This is a genomic window from Kribbella sp. NPDC059898 (genome assembly GCF_042730855.1).
Lineage (GTDB): Bacteria > Actinomycetota > Actinomycetes > Propionibacteriales > Kribbellaceae > Kribbella.
Genome location: NZ_JBHWKR010000004.1, coordinates 430,359 through 453,834 on the forward strand (window position 1 = coordinate 430,359; position 23,476 = coordinate 453,834).

Consider the following 23,476-nt stretch of genomic DNA (forward strand, 5'->3'; position numbering starts at 1 on the left):
CATGACGAAAAGCCCGAAGGCCGCCGACGGCTTCGACTTCTCCGGTACGGCGGTCCTGATCGCGGGCGGGACCTCGGGAGTCGGGCTGGCAACCGCGGTCGTCTTCGCACAAGCCGGCTGTCGGCGGCTGATGCTGCTCGGCCGGAACGAGGAACGTGGCAAGCGCGCGATCGACCACCTCCTCACGGCGGTCCCGGGCGCGAGTGCGGAGTTCTTCGCCGCCGATGTCAACGATCCCGGGGCTGCCGAGGGCGCGGCGCAGGAGGCGCATCGCCGACTCGGTGCCATCGACGTCCTGGTCTGCTCGACGGTGGCGCCGTACCAGCCGACGCTGCTGCACGAGATCCCGATCGAGGATGTCCGACACATCCTCACGCAGCAGGCGCTCGGTCCGCTGCTGATCAGCCGGGCGGTGCTGCCGTTCCTGCGCGAGCAGGGCTCCGGATCGATCATCACGATCGCCTCGGACGCCGCCAAGGTGCCGACACCGGGGGAGACCTGCCTCGGTGCCGCGATGGCCGCCATCGTCACGTTCTCCCGCACGCTGGCCCTCGAGGCGAAGCGGTACGGCGTCCGCGTCAACGCGATCACCCCGTCGCTGATCGTGGACACCGGCTCGTACGACCGGGCCATGGACCAGGAGTTCAGCAAGAAGATCTTCGACCGGATCACCGCGCAGGCCCATCTCGGTCTCACCGAGCCGGTGGACCTGGCCAATCTCGTGCTCTTCCTCGCCTCGCCCCTGTCCCGTCTCATCACCGGGCAGGTCGTGAGCGTCAACGGAGGGATTTCGATCGCATGACCGGCATCGTGCGCCGCAGGGTCACCGCACCGGAGGACGTCGCCGAACTCGAGCGACTCCGGCCGGAAGACCTGCGGCCTGGCGACACCATCCACGCCTGCCTGGTCGCCGCCGCGACCGAAGAACCCGGCAAGCCTGGCGGCGTACGAGTTCGCCAGCAGCGTGCAGACTCGGCACTTGGAGAAGACATGACTGTGTTGACCACGTCGTACTGGCCCGCGGACGACCGCGCGGGCCACCTGGACGTCACCTTGGGTGACCTGCTGCGTAAGGCCGCGACGACGGTCCCCGATCGCCTCGCGCTGGTCGACGCGGTCGAGGATCCGGCCGCGCGCAGGAGCTGGACCTACGCCGAACTGCTTGCGGATGCGGAACGAGCGGCCCGGGCACTGCTGGCTCGTTTCGACCGGGGTGCCGTGATCGCGATCTGGGCTCCGAACAGCGCGGACTGGATCGTGCTCCAGCACGGGATCAGTCTTGCGGGCATGATCACGGTCGCGGCCAACCCGGCGTACCGCACCCGGGAGCTCCGCTACATTCTCGAGCAGTCCGGCGCGGCCGGGCTGGTGCACGCTGACACCTACCGCGGCTTCGACATGACCGGCGTCGTCGACGAGCTCCGGCCGAAGCTCCCGGGGCTTCGTGAGGTGATCTCGTTCTCGGACTGGCCCCGCTTTCTTGCGAGTGGCAACGATCGGCAGAAGCTGCCCGCGGTGGCCTCGACGGATCCGATCCAGATCCAGTACACGTCGGGTACGACGGGATTCCCGAAGGGAGCCTTGCTGCATCACCGCGGCCTGATCAACGCGGCGGTGCTCGTCGCCGAGCGCGCCGGGATGCGGGACGGCGGCGTGAACGTGAACGCGATGCCGATGTACCACATCGGCGGCGGCGCGGTGACGTCGTTCGGTGCCCTGGCCAAGCGCGGGACGTTCGTCCTGCTGCCGGGATTCGATCCGGCTCAGGTCCTGGAAGCCATCGAGACCTATCGCGGGACGCATACTCTGCTGGTGCCGACGATGCTGCTGGCTGTGCTCGACCACCCGGACCGGACAGGCCGCGACCTGAGCAGCCTGGAGGCCGTGATGAGCGGCGCGGCGGTGGTGCCGGCCGCCCTCGTCCGGCGGACGACGGAGACGCTCGGATGCCGGACGACGATCCTGTTCGGTCAGACCGAGATGCACGGTGTGGTCACGCAGACGCGACTGACCGACGCACCCGAGGATCAGGCCGAGACCATCGGGCAGCCGCTGCCGCAGCTGGAGCTGAAGATCGCCGACGTGACGACCGGCGAGATCCAGCCGATCGGTGCGGCGGGGGAGATCTGCTGCCGGGGGGACCAGACCATGATCGAGTACTACAAATTGCCCGAGGCAACCAACGCCGCAGTGGACGGCGATGGCTGGCTGCACATGGGCGATCTGGGCACGATGGACGAGCGGGGATTCGTCCGGATCACCGGCCGGTTGAAGGACATGATCATCCGGGGCGGCATCAACATCTATCCGCGCGAGATCGAGGAACTGCTGCAGACGCATCCGGCGGTGGCTGAGGTCGCGGTGGTCGGCGTACCTGATGAGACCTGGGGTGAGGCGGTCGCTGCCGTCATCCGGCTCCGGCCCGGTGTCGAGCAACCGGACGTGGCGCAGTTGCGGGCCTTCTGCCGGGCCGGGTTGTCCGCACACAAGACGCCGGTGCACTGGAGTTTCGTGGACGCGATGCCGACCACGGCGACCGGGAAGCTGCAGAAGTTCGTCCTGCGCGATCTGATCACGACGGGTGAGCTGCCGATGGAGCGGGCGCCCCTGGCGCGACCGTCGGCGCGCGGTTATAATTGGTCAGTCCATTTGCAATTGGAGGTGGCCGGCGTGTTGTCGTTCGCGTTCAGCCCCGAGCAGGAGGACTTCCGCACACAGTTGCGGAAGTTCGCGACGGCCGAGCTCGCGCCGCACTACATCGAGCGGGCGGCGCGTCCGGAGTTCAGCTGGGAGGCTCACCGGCGGCTCGCGGAGCTCGGTGTGCTCGGCATCGGGCTGCCCGAGAAGTACGGCGGCACCGGCGAGCTCGATCCGGTCACGCTCGGACTGGCCACCGAGGCGCTCGCGTACGGCGACGTGAACGTCGCCTCGGCGCCGGTGCTGTCCGGACTGGTCGCCGCGCAGCTCGCCGTGAACGGGCAGGAGTCGCTCGTCGACGAATGGCTGCCGCGGCTCGTCGCCGGTGAGGCCCTGGCCGCGATCGCGGTCACCGAGCCGTCCGGTGGGTCGGACGTGTCGAGCATGCGGACGGAGGCGCGGCGGGTTCCGGGTGGCTGGCGGATCAACGGGGAGAAGATCGCCATCACGTTGGCGACTGCGGCAGCCGTGGCCTTGGTGTACGCGCGCGAGCCGGGGTCGGAGGGCCATCGCGGGATCAGCTGCTACGCCGTACCGCTCGATGCTGACGGGGTCACGCGAACGCACACGCCCGGCATGGGTGCGTTGCCGTTGTGCTGGGGACAGCTGTCGTTCGGCGATGTTTTCGTGCCCGAGGATCACCTCGTCGGCGAACCCGGGCGTGGATTCGCCGCCGCGATGGAGCACTTCGACTTCAGCCGGCCCGCTCTGGGGCTGCTCTGTCTGGGGGCCGCGGAGGCGAGCATCGACGAGGCGTGTGCGTGGGCCGTGCAGCGGGAGGCGTTCGGCCGGCCGCTGGCAGCGTTCCAAGGGGTGTCGTTCCCGCTCGCCGAGCAGGCGACGTACCTGGAGGCAGCGCGCTGGCTGTGCTACCGATCGCTGTGGACGCGGGAGGCGGGGGCGAAGCACACCCAGTACGCTGCGATGTCGAAATGGTGGCCGCCGATCGTTGCGAAGGATGCGATCGAGACTGCCCTGGTGACGTTCGGGAATCTCGGTTACTCGACCGAGCTCCCGCTGCAGCAGCGGTATCGCGACGTGGCGAGCTACCTGATCGCCGACGGCACGGCCGGGATCCAGAAGCGGATCATCGCCACCGCGATGCTGGGCAAGGTCGCCGCCTCGTGAAGGTCGGCGTCGCGGTCAACGAGGACCTGCTGATCCCCGATCCTGCCGCGCGCCGCCGCTTGCTCGCTCACGTGGCCGACGTGGGCCTGGATCACGTGACGACGGGCGACCACATCAGCTTTCATGGCGGTGCGGGATTCGACGGGCTGGTGTCGGCGACCTCGATCCTGACCGGGCACGACACCCTCGACGTGGTGGTCGGGGTCTACCTGGCGGCGTTGCGGCACCCGATGCTGATCGCGCGGCAGCTGTCGACGATCTCGCAGCTCGCGCCCGGACGACTGGTGCTCGGGGTCGGTGTCGGTGGCGAGGACCGCGGCGAGGTCTCGAACGCCGGCGTCGATCCGGCGACGCGCGGCCGCCGCCTCGACGAGACGCTCGGGCTTCTCCGGCGGCTGTCATCCGGCGAGGCGATCGATCACGACGGCCGGTTCTTCTCGTTGCGGAAGGCAAGCATCCTGCCGGTTCCCGATCCGCCGGTGCCGCTGGTGGTCGGTGGATCCGGGGATGTCGCCGTACGGCGTGCGGCGACGTACGGCGACGGGTGGCTCGGGATCTTCTGCTCGGCCCGCAGGTACGCCGAGACCGTCGAGCGCATCCGGTCCGCGACCGCGGAGGTCGGCCGTCCGGAACCGTCCTGGTTCGGTCTGAACATGTGGTGCGGTCTGGGGCCCGACGCCGATCGGGCCCGCGAACTGCTCGATCGGCGGCTCGAGGCGATGTACAACCTGCCGGCGGAGAAATTCGAGCACGTCACGGCGTCGGGCACTCCGGAGTTGGTCGCTGCGAGACTGGCGCCGTATATCGCTGCCGGCGCCGAGCACGTGACGCTCGTCATCGCGGCCGACTCCGTCCACGAAGGAATCGACCACGCGGCCGAGGTCCGCAGCCTGCTTCAGCCGGTCAGTGGGTTACCAGCGTCGTGACAGTGCAGCTCTTACCTGCCTCGTCGGAGCCGGTGACGTGGACGACACCGAGCGTGCGACCGGCATGCACGACATGACTGGTGAAGCGGAGTCGAGTACCTACTGGGACAGGGCGCAAGTAGGCCACCTGTACGGACGCGGCCGTCAACGGACTGCCGACGCGGTCCAGGGCCAGCGCGCCCGCCCACTCCGAAATGCAGAAACTCACACCGCCATGCAGGTTGCCCATCGGGTTGGCCAGGACCGGAGTCGTCGTCACGTCCAGTGCATCCGCCGATGTGGATACTCCGAGCCGGCTCATCAGATCGCCGTCGGTCAGCGGCACCTCGGTCCACCCGCTGGTCGTGACCGGCGATGGGACGAAGCGGCCCCGTTGCCGGCAGTGGGCGATGACAGTGCCGGCGGAATCGACCACCTGGCCGGTGGCGAAGGCGCCGATGGCGTCCACCTCGAGTGCCTCGACCCTCGCCCGGACGACGGTGCCATCGGCCGGGACCGGTCCGACGAGGTCGATGCCGATCTCGGTACTGACCGACCAGCGCCCGCTGGGATGGGCCGCAGAGATCGTCGTGCCGAGGACGTTGTCGACCAGTACGCCGAGCGCGCCGGCCCGCGGGATCTCGCCTGGCCCGGCGAGCCACGGCCCGGTCGTCATCGATCCGGTCCGGCGCCCGTCCGCCTGGTGGGGCCGGAAGCCGAAGAGCCGCTCAGGTCCGCCGTCGACGGCCAGATGTGGTGACACGGAGCATCCTCCGACGATTGTCCAAAAGGTCATACCATTCTACAATAGGCCCGTGAGTCTGGTCGAGGTTCACGCGGCACTGCGTCGCTTGCGCTCGAGGGGCTCGGTGGCTGAGCTCGCCGAGTCGGTCCCGCGCGTCGTGCAGGGACTCGGGTTCAACCGGGTCCTGCTCTCGCGGCTCCATGGGACGACCTGGATCGCGCGGTCCGGCCTGGTCGCGGGTGACGTGGCGATGACCGAGGAGATGCTCCGGATCGGTCTCTCGACACCAGGCCGCACCGACGTCGGCTGGCCAGAGCGCGACGTCGTACGGCATCGCCTACCGGCGCTGGTCCATGACGCGCAGGGCAACCCGCGAGTGCATCCGCAACTCAAGGCACTGATGAGTACCAGGGACTACGTCGTCGCGCCGGTGATCGCCGACGGAGCCGTGATCGGGCTGCTGCACGCGGACCAGAACGGAACGACCGGCATCCTCACCGCAGGTGACCGGGAAGCGCTCGGCCTGTTCGCCGAGGGTCTGGGGTGTGCGTTCGAACGCGCGATCCTCCAGGAGCAACTGACCGCGCTCAAGCGACGCCTGGAGGACCAAGCTCGTTCGCTGGGCGATCTGATCGACGGTCTCTGCAGTGGCGATGTCCTCGAGCCCGAGCGGCTGGCGGCACCGCGACCGTCGTACGTCGTCAGTGGGCCGCTGGCAGAGCTCACGCGACGTGAGCTCGAGGTGCTGACGCATCTTGCCGCGGGGGAGTCCAACGATCAGATCGCCGCCGACCTGTACATCTCTGCCGGCACGGTCAAGACCCACGTCAAGCATCTGCTGCACAAGCTCGGCGCCGCCAACCGCGCCGCGGCCATGGTGCGCTACCACCAGCTGACCTCGTAGGGGTACGAATCTCTCCCCTCGGGGTGATGTATCTCTCCTGTTAAGGGCCCAAGTATTGGACCAAACGTCTCCGATCCTGGTGGGAGAGACCGATGACCACAGCCGAGAGTGCCGACGTCCTGGTGACGCCGGAGGAGGTGGCCCGGCGCATCGTCCTGCCCGAGGGGCACCGTGACGACGCCGAACTGTTCGAGGCCTATCGCTGGCTGCGCGAGAACAACCCGCTCGGGAAGGTCTCGGTGGCCGGCTACGACCCGATCTGGCTGGTCAGCAAGCACGCCGACATCATGGAGATCGAGCGACAGCCGCACGTGTTCACGAGCGGTGGCGGTGACCGGCCCGGCTCGCACAACCCGATCCTGCAGAACCAGGCCGGCGACGCCTTCACCCAGCAGTTGACGGGTGGCAGCCTGCGCATCCTGGACACGCTGACCTACCTCGATCCGCCGGAACACACCGCGGTCAAGGACATCGCCGCCGACTGGTTCCGGCCGGCGAACCTGAAGAAATGGGAGGACCAGATCCGCGTCCTCGCCCGGGAGGCGATCGGCAACTACCTCCGGCCAGGTAGGAACGAGCTCGACTTCGTCCAGGACTTCGCGCTGTTCTACCCGTTGCACGTGATCATGACCCTGTTCGGCGTACCGGAGTCCGACGAGCCGCGGATGATGGCGCTCACCCAGGAGTTCTTCGGTACGGCGGATCCGGACGCGCAGCGTGCCGATGTCGAGCCGCTGACGCCGGAGGCCGCGGCACAACAGTGGGCTGCCGCCATCCAGGACTTCTACACGTACTTCGACGTCCTGGTCGCCGATCGCCGGACGAACCCGCGGGAGGATCTCGCGACGCTGATCGCATCGGCTCGAACGCCGGAAGGGGAGTACTACGCCAATACCTTCGCCTACGGCTGGTTCATCGCGATCGCGACCGCCGGGCACGACACGACCTCGAGCACGATGGCAGGCACGATCGAGCAGCTGGCTCTGCACCCGGAGCAGCTCGCCGCGGTGCAGGCTGAGCCGGCGCTGACTCCTGATCTCGTCAACGAAGGGCTGCGCTGGTCGTCGCCGGTCAAGCAGTTCACCCGGCAGGCGACGCAGGACTACACCTTGCGGGGCCAGGAGATCCGCGCGGGTGATCGCTTCATGCTGCTGTACCAGTCGGCCAACCGCGACACCGACGTGTTCGAGGAGCCGGACACCTTCCGGCTGCAGCGCCGGCCGAACAAGCACATCGCCTTCGGCTACGGGCCGCACATGTGCATCGGCCAGCACCTGGCGAAGCTCGAGCTGCGCGTGCTGTTCGAGGAGCTGCTGCCGCGGATCAAGAGCATCGCGGTGACCGGCGACCCGAAGGTCGTGCAGACCAACTTCGTCGGCGGGCTGCGGAACCTGCCGGTTCGGTTGGAGCTGACGTGAGCCCGCGCGTCGTGATCGTCGGCAACGGTCACGCTGGTACGACGCTCGCGGCGCTGCTGCGGCAGGGTGGTCATCGCGGCGAGATCGTCCTGTTCGGCGACGAGGCCAACCTTCCGTACCATCGCCCGCCGCTGTCGAAGAAGTTCACCGGCGAGCTCGCACAATGGTTGCGTCCGGCCCCTTTCTACGCGGAGCAGGGCATCGACCTCCGGCTCGGTGATCAGGTGGTCTCGATCGACCGGACCGCGCGCCGGGTGCACGCCTCGAGTTCGTGTCCGTACGACGTACTCGTGCTGGCGACCGGGGCACGGCCACGGGAGCTGTCGGTATCGGGCGCGGGCGTTGGGGGAGTCGTCATGTTGCGGACGCTCGAGGATGCTAGAGCGTTGCGCAAGCACCTTGTCGCCGAGCGTCGGATGGTCATCATCGGCGGCGGCTACATCGGACTGGAGGCTGCTGCGGCGGCTCGCGCTCAGGGCGTCGACGTGACGATCGTGGAGCGCGAGGACCGGGTGCTCGCCCGGGTCGCGAGTCCCGAGCTGTCCGCGATGCTGGCGGCGTACCACCGTGAACGGGGGACCACGATCGTGACGAACGCGGTCGTCCGCCGCTTGACCAGCCGGGACCGCCAGGTGCGCGCCGTCGTTCTCGACGACGGTACGGCGATCCCCTGCGAGGTCGTCGTGGTCGGGGTCGGCGCCGAACCGCGGGACGAGCTGGCTGCCGGCGCCGGGCTGGTCTGTGAGCGGGGGATCGTCGTCGACGAGTGCGCGCGGACGGGCGATCCCGCCGTCTTCGCGATCGGTGATGTCACCCGGCGGCCGGTGCCCGGTGTCGACGGGGCGATGCGGCTGGAGAGCATTCCGAGCGCGACCGAGCAGGCGCGGCAAGCGACTGCCGCGATCCTCGGTCTTGATCCGCCCTCGCCCGAGGTGCCGTGGTTCTGGTCGGATCAGTTCGACCTGAAGCTCAAGATCGCCGGCGTGGTCCAGCCGGGAGGTGAGGTCGAACGGCGCGGCGATCCGTCGTCGGGGCGCTTCGCGCTGTACCACCGCGACGAGACGGGCGACGTCACCGCGGTCGAGACCGCGAACGCACCCGCCGATTTCATGGCCGCCAAGTCGTTGCTGAGGAGTCGCCATGCCCGCAGTCGTGTATGAGCTGCCCGACGGTTCCGTGCACTCGGTCGAGGTGCCGTGCGGGCAGAGCGTGATGGACGGGTCGGTGCGCAACAACCTCAGCGGCATCGTCGCCGAGTGCGGCGGCAGCTGTTCTTGTGCCACCTGCCACGTGTACGTCGAGGACGGGCAGTTCGACGAGATCTCGGACGAGGAGCGCGAGCTGCTCGAGTTCGCGGAAGGGGCCCGGCCGGAGTCGCGGCTGTCGTGCCAGCTGATCGTCGGCGAGGGCTGCGGTGGGATTCGGGTCCGGGTGCCGGACACCAACTGAACGGAGAACGTGATGGAAATCAGCGCGGCAGTGGTGCGGGAGCTCGGTGGGTCGTTCTCGGTCGAACAGGTCACGCTCGATGACCCGCGGGCCGGCGAGGTGCTGGTCGAGATCGCCGGCGTCGGCCTGTGCCACACGGACCTCGCAGCAAAGGACGGCCACCTGCCGTTCCCGTTGCCCGGTGTGTTCGGGCATGAGGGGAGCGGTGTGGTCGTTGCCGTCGGCCCTGGTGTGTCGAAGGTTGCCCGAGGCGACAAGGTGGCGTTGACGTTCAACAGCTGTGGGGAGTGCGTGCAGTGCGTCGGCGGCGAGCCGTCGTACTGTCAGAGCTTCATGCCGCTCAATTTCGCCGGCGTACGGCCGGACGGCAGCAGCACGCTGCGGTCCGGTGACACGGTGCTGGGGTCGGAGTTCTTCGGCCAGTCGTCGTTCGCGACGCATGCGATTGCCCACGAGCGCAACGTGGTGAAGGTGCCCGATGATGCGCCGCTGTCGCTGGTCGGTCCGCTGGGGTGTGGCGTGCAGACGGGGGCCGGCGCCGTACTGAATTCGTTGGACTGCGCGCAGGGGTCCTCGTTGCTGGTTCTCGGTGGTGGGTCGGTCGGTCTGTCCGCCGTACTGGCGGCCGGGGTGCGCGAGCTCGGCACGGTCATCGTGGTCGAGCCGCTCGTCCAGCGCCGCGAGCTCGCGCTGGCACTAGGCGCGACGCATGCGGTCGACCCCGCCGACGGACCGCTGTCCGAACAGGTCCGGGAGATCATCAGCCGCGGTGTCGACTACGTGATCGACACGACCGGCGTAGTGAGCGTGCTGGAGCAGGCGATGCTGGCGCTCGCGCAGCGCGGGACGGTCGGGATCATCGGCGTACCCTCCGATCCGGCGGCCGCGTTGCCGGTCGGCCTGATCCAGGCACAGATGCTCGGGGCAACGATCACCGGCATCGTCGAGGGCGACAGTCTCCCCGACGTGTTCATTCCGCAGTTACTGGAACTGCACCGGGCCGGCCGGTTCCCGTTCGACAAGCTCATCACCACGATGCCGTTCGCCGGCATCAACGAAGCCGTCGCCGCCCAGCACCGCGGCGATGCCGTCAAGATCGTGCTCGTGCACGACTGATCCGAGGACAGAGCTATGATCGAGTACGACCAGTTGTACATCGGCGGCGAGTGGACCTCGCCGGCCGGATCGAGCACGATCCCCGTGCACTCCGCGACCTCCGAGGAACGGATCGGCGTCGTACCAGAAGGGTGCGAGGCCGACATCGACGCCGCGGTCGCGGCCGCGCGCAAGGCCTTCGACGATCCTGCCGGGTGGTCGCGATGGGAGCCGTCGCAGCGGGCGGAGGTGCTCGAGCGATTCGCGGTCTCGCTGGAGAAGCGCAGCGAGGAGACTGAGCGGCGGGTGAGCCTGCAGAACGGGATGCCGATCTGGCTGGCGCAGCAGTTCGAGGGACCGTTTCCTCCGCTGCTGCTGCGGTACTACGGGGCGCTCGTGCGGGACGTGGCGCAGGAAGAGATCCGGCCGGGCATGCTCGGTGGCAAGTCGGTCGTGGCCCGCGAGCCGATCGGTGTCGTCGCGGCGATCGTTCCCTGGAACGTGCCGCAGGCAATCACTTTCCTGAAGCTCGCGCCGGCGTTGGCCGCGGGCTGCACCGTCGTACTGAAGCCGGCGCCGGAGACCGTGCTCGACGCCCTGCTGATGAGTGAGGCAGCTGTCGAGGCGGGGCTTCCCGCAGGGGTGCTGAACGTCGTTCCTGGTGGGCGTGAGGTCGGCGCCTATCTGGTGGCGCATCCGCAGGTGGACAAGGTGTCGTTCACCGGGTCGACCGCGGCCGGACGCGCGATCGGCGCGACCTGCGGGCAGCTGCTGCGGCCGGTGACGCTGGAGCTGGGCGGGAAGTCGGCCGCGATCGTCCTTGACGACGCCGACCTGCAGTCGTCGATCGAGAGCTTCTTCGCCGCGACCCTGCTGAACAACGGCCAGATCTGCTGGCTCGGCACCCGCGTCCTCGCGCCTCGATCGCGGTACGACGAGGTGGTGGACACCGTCACCGGCCTCGCCGGATCCCTGCGCCTGGGCGACCCGATGGACGCCTCGACCCAGGTCGGCCCACTCGTTTCCGCACGCCAGCGGGATCGGGTGGAGTCGTACATCGCGAAGGGCCTGAACGACGGCGCCCGCCTGACCACCGGTGGCGGCCGGCCGGCCGATCTGGACCAGGGCTGGTTCGTCGAGCCGACGGTCTTCGCCGAGGTGGACAACCAGCACGCCATCGCTCAGGAGGAAATCTTCGGCCCGGTGCTCGCCGTGATCCCTTACGGCTCCGAGGACGAGGCGATCGCGATCGCCAACGCGAGCGACTACGGCCTCGGCGGCTCCGTCTGGACCACCGACCCCGACCGCGGCGAGTCCGTCGCCCGCCAGGTCCACACCGGCACCATCGGCATCAACGCCTACGTCAACGACCCCACCGCCCCCTTCGGCGGCATCAAGGCCAGCGGCACCGGCCGAGAACTGGGCCCCGAGGGCCTCCACGCCTACCAACACCTGAAAACCATCTACCTGGCCCCGTGACAGCAGGTCCACCCAGCCCGAGGGCTTGCCTCCGATCAACCGCTGTGGGGCGCCGGCCGTTGCCGTCACGTCGACGGAGGAGGTGCGGAGGTGTGGCGCCGGGCCAGGCTCAGGAGGGCGAGGAGTGCGATGAAGACCATGCCGTACACGGCCAGGAGGGTCGAGGTCTCGTAGATGTCGGCAGTGTTCCAGGTCGCTCCGGTTGCGTCGGTGACGGTGGTGCGCTCGCCGGGCGTCACGAGGAACGGGATGGTCGTCGCCGCGTAGAGGAGCACTGCCTGCAGGTCGCTCGGAGTCCGCTCTTGCTGCGTGGACGGGAGCGGGCCGCGGCTGCGGAGGTAGAGGGCGAAGACCTGCATGAACAGATAGACGGTGAACGTCCAGCCCAGGTAGTTGACCAGTGGTACGCCGAAGAAGCCGCCGCCGTTCTCCCAGATCCAGTTCTGGTGGATGGTCGAGGCGGTGGGGTCGAAGGCCAGGTCCCACGCGGTCATCGCGAACGCGCCGACCATGGGAGTTCCGATGGTGGTCAGCCACGACGAGTTGCGCCGTACGTCGTCCAGCAGCACGGTGGCCACGATCCACGCGAGGTAGCCGGTGGCGAGGTAGGCGGGACCGATGAACCACGGGACCTGGAAGATCTTGCCGCCGCCGGTGTAGTGGTAATGGCCGAAGGGAAAGCCGGTCTGGATACTGAGGTTCTCCAGAGCGTTGCTGATCACCAAGCCGGCGACGACGAACACTCCGATGGAGCGCCTGCCGTAGCGTTGCGCCCCGTGCGCCAGGACGAAGACGACCTGGGCGACGATCACGACCAGCCTCAGGCCGGGCGCGAACGCCGTGACGACGAGGCCGCCGAGGATGACCGCGGTCACGCCCCACAGTGTCCACGGTGTCCGGTTGGAACGTTGATCGACAGACATTGGACATCTCCAGGTTTCGTTGCTGGACGGGCGTTGTGTCTCAGGTGGATGCCGGGGTCAGGCCGGCGATGACGATGTCGGCCACTGCCTCCGCGTGCCGGCGGACCTCCTCCGGATCCGAGCGCTGAGGTCCGCCGAGGAGGGCGGTCTCGACGTGGCTCGCGAACGGTGCGCCGCCGCCCTGGACGACCAGGTAGTGGACGGTTGCGTACGGCACCTGCCGGAGCCGGCCGGCGGCGACGAGCCGATCGATGCGCCGCTCGACCAGCGGACGCAGCGGTTTGACGAATCGGTCGTGGACGTAGCGGATGCGCGGGCTGTCGATCGCGCCTTCATGGGCGAGGATCCGCAGCACCTCCGGATGCGCGGCGGAGAACATCACCTGGGCGACGACGGCTTGCCGGAGCGCCTCCAGGTCGTCCAGGCCGGGGTCGTCGGCCAGCTGCCGCCAGGAGTCCCTGGCGATGGCCAGAGCATGGTCGATGGCTGCGAACCACAGGCCTTCCTTGGAGCCGAAACGCGCGGTGAGCAGGGCGTGGCTGATACCCAGTCGCCGGCTCAGGTCGCGGACGGACATGCCATCGTACCCCTTCTCCGCGAAAGCCTGCAGGGCTCCCTGGAGCAGTGGGGCGACGTCGATCTCCTCCCCGGCGCGCGGGCGGCCGCGTCCTCGACTCTGAACGATGAGAGTTCTCCCTTCCGGGCCCCGCTTGCCGAAACCGGGGGGTCGGGGGCATGCTGGGATTAAATATCCAACTGGATATTAAACTACAGCAGTCGGCACCCCGAGGAGAAGACCCATGGCACGTGACCGCACCCTTCCAGCCAGGATGGGCAACACCGGCGCGGACTACGCCCGCTTCGGCATCGAGGCCGGGGCCGAAGCGATCAAGCCCCACGAGGACGGCCTGCGCACCGACGGGGGACCGGGCAGCTACGAGTGGTGGTACTTCGACGCGCACCTGGACGACGACGCGAAGCTCGTCGTGGTGTTCTTCACCAAGGAGTTCACCGCCATCGACAAGCCGCTCGCGCCGATGATCCGAATCGACCTGACACTGCCCGACGGGACCACGGTGGCGAAACTGGCCGAGTTCGGCGCCGACACGTTCTCCGCCTCCACCGATACCTGCGACGTCCGAATCGGCGACAACGTCTTCGCCGGCGACCTGCACACCTACACGATTCGCGCGAAGGCCGAGGACGTCGAGGTCGACGTCACGCTGACCGGGACCGTGCCCGCTTGGCGACCCGAATCAGGACACTGGATCTTCGGCGACGAGGGCGAGCAGATCTTCGCGTGGCTGCCGTCCGTCCCGGAGGGCAAGGTCGAGGCCACGTACCGCATCGGCGGCAGGACCAGCACCACCACGGGCGTGGGTTACCACGACCACAACTGGGGCAACACGCTGATGCTGAAGCTCATGCATCACTGGTACTGGGCCCGCGGCTCGGCCGGCCCGTACTCCGTGATCGCGTCCTACATCACTGCCGAGAAGCAGTACGGGTACTCCGAACTACCGGTGTTCATGCTGGCCCGCGACGGCAAGCTCATCGCCGACGACAAGACCAAGGTGACGTTCGAGGAACTCGGCCCGTACACCGACACGGAGACCGGTAAGCCGGTCGCAGGAGTCACCCGGTACACCTACACCGACGGCGCCGACCGGTACGTCGTCACCTATACCCGCCACTCCGACCTGTCGACGGTGAAGTTCGTCGACCAGCTCACGGGCCCGAAGAAGGCCGCCGCGAAGATCGCCGGCTTCGACGGCGCGTACCTGCGCTTCGTCGGCGAAGTACGGATCGAACACTACGAGGGCGACAACCTGACCGAGAGCCACGTCGACGACGCCCTGTGGGAACTTATGTACTTCGGCAAAGCCCGTGCCTGACCCGAACGGCCCCCACCGTACTCGGCAGGCTCAGGTGACGATCGTCGATCAGATCTTGGTCCGGCGCGCCCGCGCCGGACTGACAGTGGGCGGCAGTCCGATTGGTCGGATCCGTGCGGATCATCTGCGACAGCAGTTCACCAACGTGCTCGACAGGATCCTGCGGTTCGCCGCGCACCACTCCGCGCAGCGGCCGACTTTACCCGGGTAGCGTTGACCCGCGAGCACGAAGGCTGAGCGTCAGGCCGCGCGTCAGCAGGTCGTGGCAGTTGTGGACGTTCTGCCAGGGCGCCCGCAGCCAGACTGAGTTCACTGCGCACAGCATCCAGCGCATGGCCGAGAACGGTGAGGCAATCGACTGGTGGGAACGCGGCCGGCCGCACCACCGCAGTCGACGCTGAATCTACGGTTAAGACTACGGTCTAGAACAGGAATCTCCGATCAACAGCAGTGATCCGCAGTAGTGATCAAGCTGCCTGTGACCAGGTGAAACGTCGGTCTGACCCTTCGGATCTATCCGAGGGTGCCGGTCAGGCGGAGGCCGAGGATGAAGGGGAGGCCGTTCGGGGTGCCTACTCCGGTCACGGTGTCGTAACCCTTGACGGTGACCTGGTCGGTTTCCGTGCGGTCGTGGGAGTCGAAGACGTCCAGGGACGCGCTGTCGGTGCCGTTGGCCGGGATGAAGGCGGCGCGGTTCTGCTGCGGCGTGGTCGCCGGGAGCGGCAGGACGTCGCGGTACGCCGGGGTGCCGTGCAGGCGGTAGATGAGCGGGTTGATGAAACCGAAGGCGTGCCGTCCCTGTTGTGCGTCGGCGACGAGACCCGCGACCAACGGTGCGGACAGGCTCGTCCCTGCGTTGACCTGTGTCACGTAGCGCTTGCTGTCCGAGTCTGTGTAGCCCGTCAGCATGCCCGTGTCGATGTCGCCGACGGCGGAGATGTCCGGCACCGTCCGGTTCACCACGGTGCGCCCGCCGATCCGGATGTGTGACATCGACGCCGGTACGACGCCCTTCTGGTACGCCGGTTGCGCGTAGTCGAGGCTCGTCCCGCCGCCACCCGACGTCAGCCCTACGCCGCTCCACTTTCCGCCGTCCGGGATCGCGGTCTCGTTCGACCAGCCCGTCTCGAACAGGCGCTTGTTCCGCGCGTCGAGGCCAAGCGTCGTACCGCCGACTGCCGTCACGAACGGATCCGATGCGGTGGTCGTCAGGCCGGGGGTGTCGCCGGAGGAGAAGTAGAGCCCGACACCTTCGGCGGCCGCACGAACGGCGAGGGCGTGCACGGTCTTCGGCGGTACGTCGCCGATCGGGATCTGCCAGGAGTTCGAGACGATCGAGGCGCTCGGGTGATGGCCGTCACCCTTCAGTACGGCGGCGACTGCGTTGAGCAGGGCCTGGTCCTCGTCGCAACCACCTCCGACCACCATCAGCTGCTTCGCTTCCGGCGCCATCGCGTAGACCGCTTCGGAGTCCATCTCGGCTTCGTCGTTGTACGGCGCCGCGCTCCGCGACGTCTGGCCGCAGCTGCCGCCGAGGTGGATCTCCTTGTATTGGTCCGCCTTCGGTGCCGGCAGGTGATTCCGCCGCGCGTACTCGCGGAGCGTCCGCAGCATCTCCGTCGGCGCGAGGCTCTCGGTCAACGCCACGGTCTGCCCCTTGCCCGTGAAGGCCGGACTGGCGCCGTACGCCGTACGCAACTGCGCAGCGGAGTACCCGCAGATCGGCAGCGAGGCCTTGGTGAGACCGCGGAACGCCGGCTTGACCGTCTGCACGTGCTGGCCCCAGTACTGCGAGCAGGTCGGCTTCGCGGCGCGCGCAGTCCGGGCCGACGCAGAACTCGTACCACCGAGCCCGGTCGTCCCGAGCGCCATCGGCGGCAGCGACTGCGCCTTCGCCAACGGGCCGGACGCCGAGACGTACGAGCGATCGCTGCTGACCTGCACATCCGTCAGCCCACGCGCTTTCAGCTGGTCCACAACCGTCGCGGCCTCCGCGGGCGACGGGCCGAACCGGGCCGTGTACTCATCAGGACTCAGATAGTGGTGATAAACGGGACTGCCCGGCGTGGAGACGGCGGTCGCGAACCGCTCGGCACCCGCCAGGTCCGGCGTCAGCCACACCTGGATCGTCTGCTGTGGACTCGTCTCCACCGACGCACCGCATGCCACCAGCGCCGCGCAGCCCACCATCGCGCCAACAGTCCTGATCACGACCACTCCCCGTTTCAGTCAGTAACGATTCAGTCACTCTACGCTTCCATCGAGAAGCGACTGTTTCTACTGACGCGGCGACCGGCCGATTAGGTTGAGCGGGCTACCTCACAGCGAGTTCGCCAAGCTCCGACCAGTCGTCCTGCGGGACCTTGAAGTTCACGATGCGCGGAGTCTCGACCAGGTGCGGCGGGAGGTGCTGCTGGGCCTCCTTGAAGTGGTCGGAGGTGACGTGCTGCGTCGCGGCCTCGTCGTCGGCGAACGCCTCGACCAGCACGTACTCGTCGGCGTCGTCGAGCGAGCGCGACCAGTCGAACCACAGGCAGCCCGGCTCCGCGCGGGTCGCGGCGGTGAAGTCGGCGGTGATCGACGGCCAGTCCTCGGCGTGCTCGGGCTTCACCCGGAACTTCGCGGTAATGAAGATCATGAGGATCAACCTAGCGGGCCTGTGCGACAAGCACCGTCGCAATCTGAGATCAGCGCAGCACGAACCCGGTGCCGAGCGGGTCGCGTGGGTCGAGGGTGAACGTCGCGCTCCCGGTGCGGTAGGCGTTCCCGACGATCTCGGTGATCACGCCGTCGGGCGTCTCCGCCACGACCCGGCCGCGGAACGTCGTACCGACGATCGAGTCGTGCCGGAGCGTCTGCCCAGGCCTCAGTTGACCCGAGTCGTGCAGCAGCGCCAGGCGGGCCGACGTACCGGAGCCACAGGGGGAGCGGTCCGCCTCGCCGTCGGCGAAGACCGCGAGGTTGCGCTGGTGCGGACCGTCGGCCCACGAGCCGAGGTCGTCGTACAGGATCGTTCCGTAGAGGCCGCTCAGTCGCGGATCGGTCGGATGGACCGCGACCGGGTCGAGCGCCCACTTGATCTCGCGGCCGATCGCGATCAGGTCCGGGTACGACGCCGGCGTCACCGAGAGGCCGACCGAAGAGGCGAGGACCGACGCGTAGAACGCCCCGCCGTAGCTGAGGTCCGCCGTCACCTCCCCGCGCGACGTCTCCAGTTGCACCCCGCGCCGGAGTACGTACGACGGAACGTTGCGGAAGGCAACACCGTCCGGCCCGGTGTGCGCGGTGACGCGACCCGACGGTACGTCGATGACGACGTCGCCCGGCGGGACCATACCGGTGTCGACGGCCCAGGTCGCGAGCGCGATCGTCCCGTGCCCGCAGGCGGTGGAGTATCCGTCCTTGTGCCAGAACACGACGCCGAAGTCGGCACCTTCGTCGTCGGGTGGTACGACGAATCCGCCGTACATGTCGGCGTGTCCGCGCGGTTCGTTCACGAGCAACTGCCGGACGGCGTCGATCGCCTCCGACGACTGCGCCGTGACCCGGCGGTCCGCGACCGTCGCGCCTGGGATCTCCACTGAGGTCACGATCCGGAACGGCTCACCGGCCGTGTGGTAATCCACCACGCTGACGTCGTCCACGGACTCACCCTAGACAAGCGAAACCGCCGCGTCCCGGGCAGGGGACGGCGGCGGTTCGAGCGGCCTGAGGGGTGGGGTCAGGCGGCTTGCGGTACCCGGTTCCGGGCGGCCCAGACGGCTCGGCGCAGTTGGGCCTTGTCGGGGTAGCCGGCGTCGCGGCCGATCAGGTAGACGTCGTGGCTGCGCATGTTCACCATGCCGGCGACGTACCAGACCGGGCTGCCCTCGGCGAGCATCGTGATGATCATGTTCCGGGTGTCGGTGGTGGTGTTCATTCTGACCCTCTCCTTTGGTCGCTCTCACTGATACGTCGAAGTGGGAGAGGTGGAATCGACACCCAACTTGAAGAAAGAGGAAACCCGCCGCCCCTCCGCTCCGCTCCGGGGCGGCGGGGCGGTGGCGGGCGGCGGCGGGGCGGGGGTGAGGTGCGGGGGGCGAGGTGCGGGGGTGAGGTGCGGGGGTGAGGTGCGGGGGTGAGGTGCGGGGGTGAGGTGCGGGGGTGAGGTGCGGGGGTGAGGTGCGGGGGTGAGGTGAAAACAGAGCGCCCCGATCGATGATCGGGGCGCTTGTCCGTGTGGGTCCCGGGGGGAGTGGGACCTCCACACGTTGGGGGGGACTTTGACGTTAACCCGGCCAAGGGGTCACACCGCGCGTATTCGGGCTGTGTCGAAAAGTTATCTGGCAGTCCGCCGCCGGTAGAGCGTCGTCGCGAGCGTCACGGAGAACAGGAGCAGACCACAACTCCACGCCAGCGCGATCCAGCCGTTGTTCCCCATCGGTGTCCCGAGCGGCAGACTGCGGACGGTCTCGATCACCGGCGTGATCGGTTGGTGCTCGCTGATCGGCCGCAGCCACGCGGGCATCGACTCCGGCCGCACGAAGGCACTGCTCAGATAAGGAAGAAACAGCATGAAGAACCTGAGCGTGCTGGCCGACTCCACCGTCTTGGCGATCACGCCGAGTCCAGCCGCGAGCCATGACAGCGCTAGGACGTACAAGAGGAGCAGGCCGATCGTGGCCAGCCAGTCCAGCACTCCAGCGTGCGGCCGGAAGCCCATGGCGAGTGAAGCAAGGACAACGATCGCCGTAGACGCCGTGTTGCGCGCCACACTCGCAACAACGTGCCCCGTGAGTACGGCGAAGCTGTGGATCGGCAAGGAGCGCAGCCGATCGATCATGCCGCTGTTCATGTCGTCAGCGACCACCATGGCCGTCGACGCGGCGCCGTACCCGGTAGTGAGCAGAAGAATCCCTGGTACGACGTAGTTCACGTACTCCGTGCCCGTGTTGATGGCACCGCCGAACACGTACACGAACAGCGCCATCATGAGCAGCGGCATCAAGACGGACGCGAACAACGTGTCGACGTTCCGCCGCGCCAGCCGGACGCTCCGGTCGATCATGGTCGCCGCGTCGGCGAGTGCGTGTGTCATCAGCAACCCCCTCAAGCCGTCAGAGCGAGGAAGACATCGTCCAGCGTCGGCCGGTGCGAGGAGACCCGCTCCGGCTCCAGCCCGTTGTCACGCAGTACGTCGAGCACGTGGTGCAGGTGTGCCGCCGTACCGTCGGAAGGAACATTCAAAGCGAGCTCACTGACCACACCGTCGAGGACACCGGTCGCTTTGAGCACCTGGGCCTCCTCGGTGAAGCGCAGCTCGATCCGCTCGCCGCCGATCTGCGTCTTGAGCGCGTCCGCCGTACCACTGGCCACGATCCCGCCCTGGTCGAGCAGCACGATGCGGTCCGCCAGCCGGTCCGCCTCCTCGAGGTACTGCGTCGTGAGCAGGATCGTCGTACCCTCCCGGACAAGCGCGACGATCGCGTCCCACATCGCCGAACGGCTCGCCGGGTCGAGGCCCGTCGTCGGCTCGTCCAGGAAGATCACCCGCGGACGAGCGATCAGGCTCATCGCCAGGTCGAGCTTGCGGCGCATGCCGCCCGAGTACGTCTTCACCCGCCGGTCCATCGCGTCGGTCAGCCCGAACTGCTCGAGCAACTCCGCCGTACGCCGCTTCGCCGTACGCCGCCCCAAGTGCATCAGCCGGCCGACCATCGCGAGGTTCTCCCGGCCGGTCTGGTTCTCGTCGACCGCGGCGTACTGCCCTGTCAGGCTGATCACGCCGCGGACCTTCGCCGGCTCGCGGAGTACGTCGTACCCCGCGATCGTCGCCGTACCGGAATCCGGCCGGGTCAGCGTCGACAGGATCCGCACCGTCGTGGTCTTGCCCGCGCCGTTCGGGCCGAGCAGTGCGAGCACGGACCCCTCCGCCACGCTCAGGTCGACCCCGGTCAGCACGCCGGTCGCGCCGTAGGACTTCCGCAGGCCGCTCGCCTCGATGATCATCGTCCCCTCCTACTGCGTACTAGATACGCTAAATAGCGTAGCAGGTACGCAGTACGATCCGGCAACCCCTAAACTGACCCGGTGACGAACGACGAGTTGCCGGCCGACGTGGCGGCGATGTGGCGATTGCGGGCCGCGCCGCGGCGCGGGCCGAAGCCGTCGCTGACCCTCGACGACATCGTCCGGGCCGCGATCGAGCTCGCCGACGCCGAGGACCTGGCCGCGGTGTCGATGGCCAAGGTCGCCGAGCGGCTCGGCAATTCGACGATGGCGCTCTACCGGCACGTGAAGAGCAAGGACGAGCTGCTCGTGATGATGTCCGACGCCGCCCTCGAGCGGCCGGAACCGCTGCCCGAAGGGGTTGACTGGCGGACCGGGCTGACGTTCTGGGCGGACGGTGTATTGACGGCGATCCGGCGGCACAAGTGGTACGCGAAGCTCCCGCTGTCCGGGCCGCCGGCCGGGCCGAACAACCTTGCCTGGTTCGATTCCGCGCTCGGCGCGCTGAAGGACACCGGCCTGCCCGAGGCGGCCAAGGTCGGTGTCGTGATGGGCCTGATCACCTTCGTGCAGGGGGAGATCCGGATGGCGTTCGACCTCGCCGCGGGATACGCGGACAATCCGGCAGCGTTCCTGCAGTTCGGCTCGACGCTGCGCCGGGTCGCGGATCCGCGGGTCTATCCGGCGGTCGCGCAGACGGTCGAGGCCGGCGTGTTCGACGAGGTCGGCAGCTTCGAGGAGGACAGCGAGGCGGACTTCGACTTCGGCCTGCAGCTCTACCTGGACGGCGTCGCCGCGTTCATCGAACGGGTTGGATGATCGCGTCGGCGGCCGATGCGGTCGCCGCGATCAGGTGCGCGTTGCGTTCGTCCGAGCCGTAGGTCCGGGCGTGCGCTTCCGCGGGTGATCTGCCGTACGCCCGGTGCCGCGCTTCGAGCCGTTCGTGCCGCAGGTCCTCGGGTACGTCGACGTACCAGCACTGGTCGAGCAGGGTGCGGACCGTCGACCAGGGAGACTCGTCGAGCAGCAGGTAGTTGCCCTCGGTCAGGACCAGCGTGACGTCGGGGGAGACGCCGATGCTCGCGGCGATCGAGTCCTCGATGCCGCGGTCGAACCGCGGCGCCCAGATCTGCTCGTCCGGGGACGCCTTCAACCGCCGGAGCAGTGCGACGAAGCCGAGGCCGTCGAAGGTGTGCGGCGCGCCCTTCACGTCCGCGAGGCCCAGGTCCTCGAGCACCGACTGCGCCAGGTGGTACCCGTCCATCGGGACGAGCGCGACCCGGTGCCCGTCGGCGCTCAGCTTCGCGACGAGTTGCTCGGCGTACGTCGACTTGCCCGCCGCCGGCGCCCCCGTGATCCCGAGCAGCTGCCGCCGCCCGCGCGTCGCCAGCTCGACGGCGCGTTCGTAGGCAGCGGCTGCGTCCAGGGTCTGCACCTGATGGATCCTAGGCCAGGTAACCGTCGGGGCGGACGAGAATCTCGTCGCCCGGTTGGGCGTGGTAGATCGCAAAGGCCTCCGGCGACGTGATGTCGACCGTGTGCGGGTGCGTGGCCGGGGTAGTGGGGGAGAAGCGCAGCAGGGTCTCGTGCGGGCCGCGGAGCAGCTCAAACAGGCGGATCTTGTTGCCCTTGGCATCGGTCACCGGAGCATCCGGCGCTCGGTCGCCGGGTGCGAGCGGCCGGGGGTCCGCGGGGTCGCGGTACGAGATGTCGAGCTGGCGGGTGTTCTCGCCACGGTCCAGCGCCGACTCGTCGCCGTCGACGTGCTTCTGCATCAGGTCCTCGCTGATCCCGAGCACGCGCTTGGCGTTGCTCTGGCGTTCGGTCTCGTACGTCGCAAGCACCTCCTCGCGTCCATCGGCCAGCTTCCAGGCGAGGTTGTACGCGTCCTGTACGCCGGTGTTGAGTCCCTGACCGCCCGTCGGCGGGTGGACGTGCGCGGCGTCGCCGGCGATGAAGACCCGTCCGTCGCGGAACCTCGCCGCGAGCCGGACGTTCGGACGCCACATGGTCGACCAGGCCAGGTCGCGGAGCTTCGCCGTACCGGGGCCGGCGTACTTGTCCACCAACGCCTGCAGTCCCTCCAGTGAGGTGTCGCCGTCGATCGGCGCGCCGAACTGGAACTGGTCGCCGCCGGACAGCGGCGTCATCACGATGCCTTCCATGGGGCTGTCCTCCGACGCGAACCAGTACCCGTACTCGTGGTCGAGCCCGTCGGCCGCGACGTCGCCGAGCAGCATCCGGATCGACTCGTCGGTGGTCCCTTCGAACGCGATCCCGAGATGTTTGCGGACGAAGCTCCTCCCGCCGTCGGCGCCGACCAGGTAGTCGACCCGCAACGACTCGCCGGTCGAGAGCTCGGCGATGACGGCGTCCGCGGTCTGGGTGAAGCCGGTGATCGCGGTGCCGAGCTCGACGGTCACGCCGTACTCCGCGAGCTTGTCGCGGAGGATCTGTTCGGTGCGGGACTGGCCGAGCATGCAGCCGTTCGGGTACGGGACGTCCGGGGTCGGCTCGACCGGTTCGGCCATCCGGCGTTCGCCGACGAACTTGCCGCTCAGGTGGATCTTGATCGGCGGCATCGGTTGTCCCTGCCGCAGGATCTCGTCAAGGACGCCGAGGTCCTCGAACACCTCGAGCGTCCGCGGCTGCAGCCCGTCGCCGCGGGAGCCCTCGAAGTACTCGGTCGCCTTGTCGATCACCCGGACCGCGAGGCCGCGCCGGGCCAGCTCGATGCCGAGGGTGAGTCCGGTCGGTCCGGCGCCCGCGATCAGGACGTTCATCATGGTCTCCCTGACTGAATTATGATTCACTGAATTCAGATTCAGTGTGTGCGGGCTAGGGTTCGCT

The 23,476-nt window shown here is 68.4% G+C and carries 23 protein-coding genes; 12 read left to right on the forward strand and 11 right to left on the reverse strand.

The features are described from left to right. Nucleotide 1 precedes the first annotated feature (1 nt). From ACFV9C_RS16100 to ACFV9C_RS16110, 3 genes are read left to right on the forward strand one after another with little or no spacing between them, the layout of a single operon-like run. Nucleotides 2-802, forward strand: coding sequence for an SDR family NAD(P)-dependent oxidoreductase (locus ACFV9C_RS16100; protein WP_380194275.1), 801 nt, complete (start codon nt 2-4; stop codon nt 800-802). After that, nucleotides 799-3,825, forward strand: a complete 3,027-nt coding sequence (locus ACFV9C_RS16105; protein ID WP_380194277.1) for an AMP-binding protein — start codon at nt 799-801, stop codon at nt 3,823-3,825. Before ACFV9C_RS16100 ends, ACFV9C_RS16105 begins: the two co-directional genes overlap by 4 nt. Continuing rightward, entirely contained in the window at nt 3,822-4,751 is a 930-nt protein-coding gene (locus ACFV9C_RS16110) for an LLM class flavin-dependent oxidoreductase (protein ID WP_380194279.1), read from the forward strand. The genes ACFV9C_RS16105 and ACFV9C_RS16110 overlap by 4 nt, the downstream gene beginning before the upstream one ends. Here the strand turns inward: ACFV9C_RS16110 and ACFV9C_RS16115 are convergent. Then, nucleotides 4,729-5,493: a PaaI family thioesterase gene (locus ACFV9C_RS16115; protein ID WP_380194281.1), complete on the reverse strand. Its 765-nt coding sequence runs from the start codon at nt 5,491-5,493 to the stop codon at nt 4,729-4,731. The two genes, ACFV9C_RS16110 and ACFV9C_RS16115, sit on opposite strands and share 23 nt — an antisense overlap. 52 nt (nt 5,494-5,545) lie before the next feature. Here ACFV9C_RS16115 and ACFV9C_RS16120 point away from each other — a divergent pair, with 52 nt between their 5' ends. The 6 genes from ACFV9C_RS16120 (at nt 5,546) to ACFV9C_RS16145 (ending at nt 11,820) form a co-directional block, all read left to right on the forward strand. Beyond that, entirely contained in the window at nt 5,546-6,379 is an 834-nt protein-coding gene (locus ACFV9C_RS16120; protein ID WP_380194283.1) for a LuxR C-terminal-related transcriptional regulator, read from the forward strand. Nucleotides 6,380-6,471: 92 nt separating this feature from the next. Continuing rightward, the gene (locus tag ACFV9C_RS16125) at nt 6,472-7,797 is read left to right on the forward strand and encodes a cytochrome P450 (protein WP_380194285.1); all 1,326 of its coding nucleotides are present in this window, start codon (nt 6,472-6,474) and stop codon (nt 7,795-7,797) included. Continuing rightward, on the forward strand, nt 7,794-8,957 hold the full coding sequence (locus ACFV9C_RS16130; protein ID WP_380194287.1) for an NAD(P)/FAD-dependent oxidoreductase: 1,164 nt from the start codon (nt 7,794-7,796) through the stop codon (nt 8,955-8,957). Before ACFV9C_RS16125 ends, ACFV9C_RS16130 begins: the two co-directional genes overlap by 4 nt. After that, nucleotides 8,938-9,246, forward strand: coding sequence for a 2Fe-2S iron-sulfur cluster-binding protein (locus ACFV9C_RS16135; RefSeq protein WP_380194289.1), 309 nt, complete (start codon nt 8,938-8,940; stop codon nt 9,244-9,246). The genes ACFV9C_RS16130 and ACFV9C_RS16135 overlap by 20 nt, the downstream gene beginning before the upstream one ends. Before the next feature lie 12 nt (nt 9,247-9,258). Beyond that, nucleotides 9,259-10,362 carry an NAD(P)-dependent alcohol dehydrogenase gene (locus tag ACFV9C_RS16140; RefSeq protein WP_380194291.1) on the forward strand — a complete coding sequence of 368 codons (1,104 nt, stop codon included), beginning with the start codon at nt 9,259-9,261 and terminating at the stop codon, nt 10,360-10,362. A gap of 15 nt (nt 10,363-10,377) precedes the next feature. Beyond that, nucleotides 10,378-11,820, forward strand: a complete 1,443-nt coding sequence (locus ACFV9C_RS16145; RefSeq protein WP_380194293.1) for an aldehyde dehydrogenase — start codon at nt 10,378-10,380, stop codon at nt 11,818-11,820. Nucleotides 11,821-11,885: 65 nt separating this feature from the next. Here the strand turns inward: ACFV9C_RS16145 and ACFV9C_RS16150 are convergent, their stop codons facing one another. Both ACFV9C_RS16150 and ACFV9C_RS16155 read right to left on the reverse strand, forming a co-directional pair. After that, nucleotides 11,886-12,695, reverse strand: a complete 810-nt coding sequence (locus ACFV9C_RS16150; RefSeq protein WP_380194295.1) for a carotenoid biosynthesis protein — start codon at nt 12,693-12,695, stop codon at nt 11,886-11,888. Nucleotides 12,696-12,783: 88 nt separating this feature from the next. Continuing rightward, a complete protein-coding gene (locus ACFV9C_RS16155) occupies nt 12,784-13,488 on the reverse strand; it encodes a TetR/AcrR family transcriptional regulator (protein WP_380194589.1) in 705 nt (234 codons plus the stop codon). Between the two features lie 55 nt (nt 13,489-13,543). Between ACFV9C_RS16155 and ACFV9C_RS16160 the strand changes: the two genes are divergently transcribed. After that, on the forward strand, nt 13,544-14,638 hold the full coding sequence (locus ACFV9C_RS16160) for a lipocalin-like domain-containing protein (protein ID WP_380194297.1): 1,095 nt from the start codon (nt 13,544-13,546) through the stop codon (nt 14,636-14,638). 34 nt (nt 14,639-14,672) lie between these two features. Then, a complete protein-coding gene (locus ACFV9C_RS16165) occupies nt 14,673-14,849 on the forward strand; it encodes a hypothetical protein (protein WP_380194299.1) in 177 nt (58 codons plus the stop codon). Between the two features lie 302 nt (nt 14,850-15,151). On the opposite strand, the gene ACFV9C_RS16170 is transcribed toward ACFV9C_RS16165, so the two are convergent. The 6 genes from ACFV9C_RS16170 to ACFV9C_RS16195 form a co-directional block, all read right to left on the reverse strand. Beyond that, a complete protein-coding gene (locus tag ACFV9C_RS16170; protein WP_380194301.1) occupies nt 15,152-16,849 on the reverse strand; it encodes a protease pro-enzyme activation domain-containing protein in 1,698 nt (565 codons plus the stop codon). A 103-nt stretch (nt 16,850-16,952) separates the two neighbouring features. Further along, nucleotides 16,953-17,276, reverse strand: coding sequence for a putative quinol monooxygenase (locus ACFV9C_RS16175; RefSeq protein ID WP_380194303.1), 324 nt, complete (start codon nt 17,274-17,276; stop codon nt 16,953-16,955). Between the two features lie 49 nt (nt 17,277-17,325). Then, a complete protein-coding gene (locus tag ACFV9C_RS16180) occupies nt 17,326-18,282 on the reverse strand; it encodes a proline racemase family protein (RefSeq protein ID WP_380194305.1) in 957 nt (318 codons plus the stop codon). A gap of 77 nt (nt 18,283-18,359) precedes the next feature. After that, entirely contained in the window at nt 18,360-18,557 is a 198-nt protein-coding gene (locus ACFV9C_RS16185; RefSeq protein WP_380194307.1) for a hypothetical protein, read from the reverse strand. A 399-nt stretch (nt 18,558-18,956) separates the two neighbouring features. Further along, on the reverse strand, nt 18,957-19,715 hold the full coding sequence (locus tag ACFV9C_RS16190; RefSeq protein ID WP_380194309.1) for an ABC transporter permease: 759 nt from the start codon (nt 19,713-19,715) through the stop codon (nt 18,957-18,959). Nucleotides 19,716-19,726: 11 nt separating this feature from the next. After that, nucleotides 19,727-20,626, reverse strand: a complete 900-nt coding sequence (locus ACFV9C_RS16195; protein ID WP_380194311.1) for an ATP-binding cassette domain-containing protein — start codon at nt 20,624-20,626, stop codon at nt 19,727-19,729. 81 nt (nt 20,627-20,707) lie between these two features. Here ACFV9C_RS16195 and ACFV9C_RS16200 point away from each other — a divergent pair, with 81 nt between their 5' ends. Further along, complete coding sequence (locus tag ACFV9C_RS16200; RefSeq protein ID WP_380194313.1) at nt 20,708-21,445, forward strand: TetR/AcrR family transcriptional regulator; 738 nt, start codon at nt 20,708-20,710, stop codon at nt 21,443-21,445. On the opposite strand, the gene ACFV9C_RS16205 is transcribed toward ACFV9C_RS16200, so the two are convergent. After that, nucleotides 21,426-22,061, reverse strand: coding sequence for a nucleoside/nucleotide kinase family protein (locus ACFV9C_RS16205; RefSeq protein WP_380194315.1), 636 nt, complete (start codon nt 22,059-22,061; stop codon nt 21,426-21,428). The two genes, ACFV9C_RS16200 and ACFV9C_RS16205, sit on opposite strands and share 20 nt — an antisense overlap. A gap of 10 nt (nt 22,062-22,071) precedes the next feature. After that, a complete protein-coding gene (locus ACFV9C_RS16210; RefSeq protein ID WP_380194317.1) occupies nt 22,072-23,409 on the reverse strand; it encodes an FAD-dependent monooxygenase in 1,338 nt (445 codons plus the stop codon). Between the last annotated feature and the right edge of the window lie 67 nt (nt 23,410-23,476).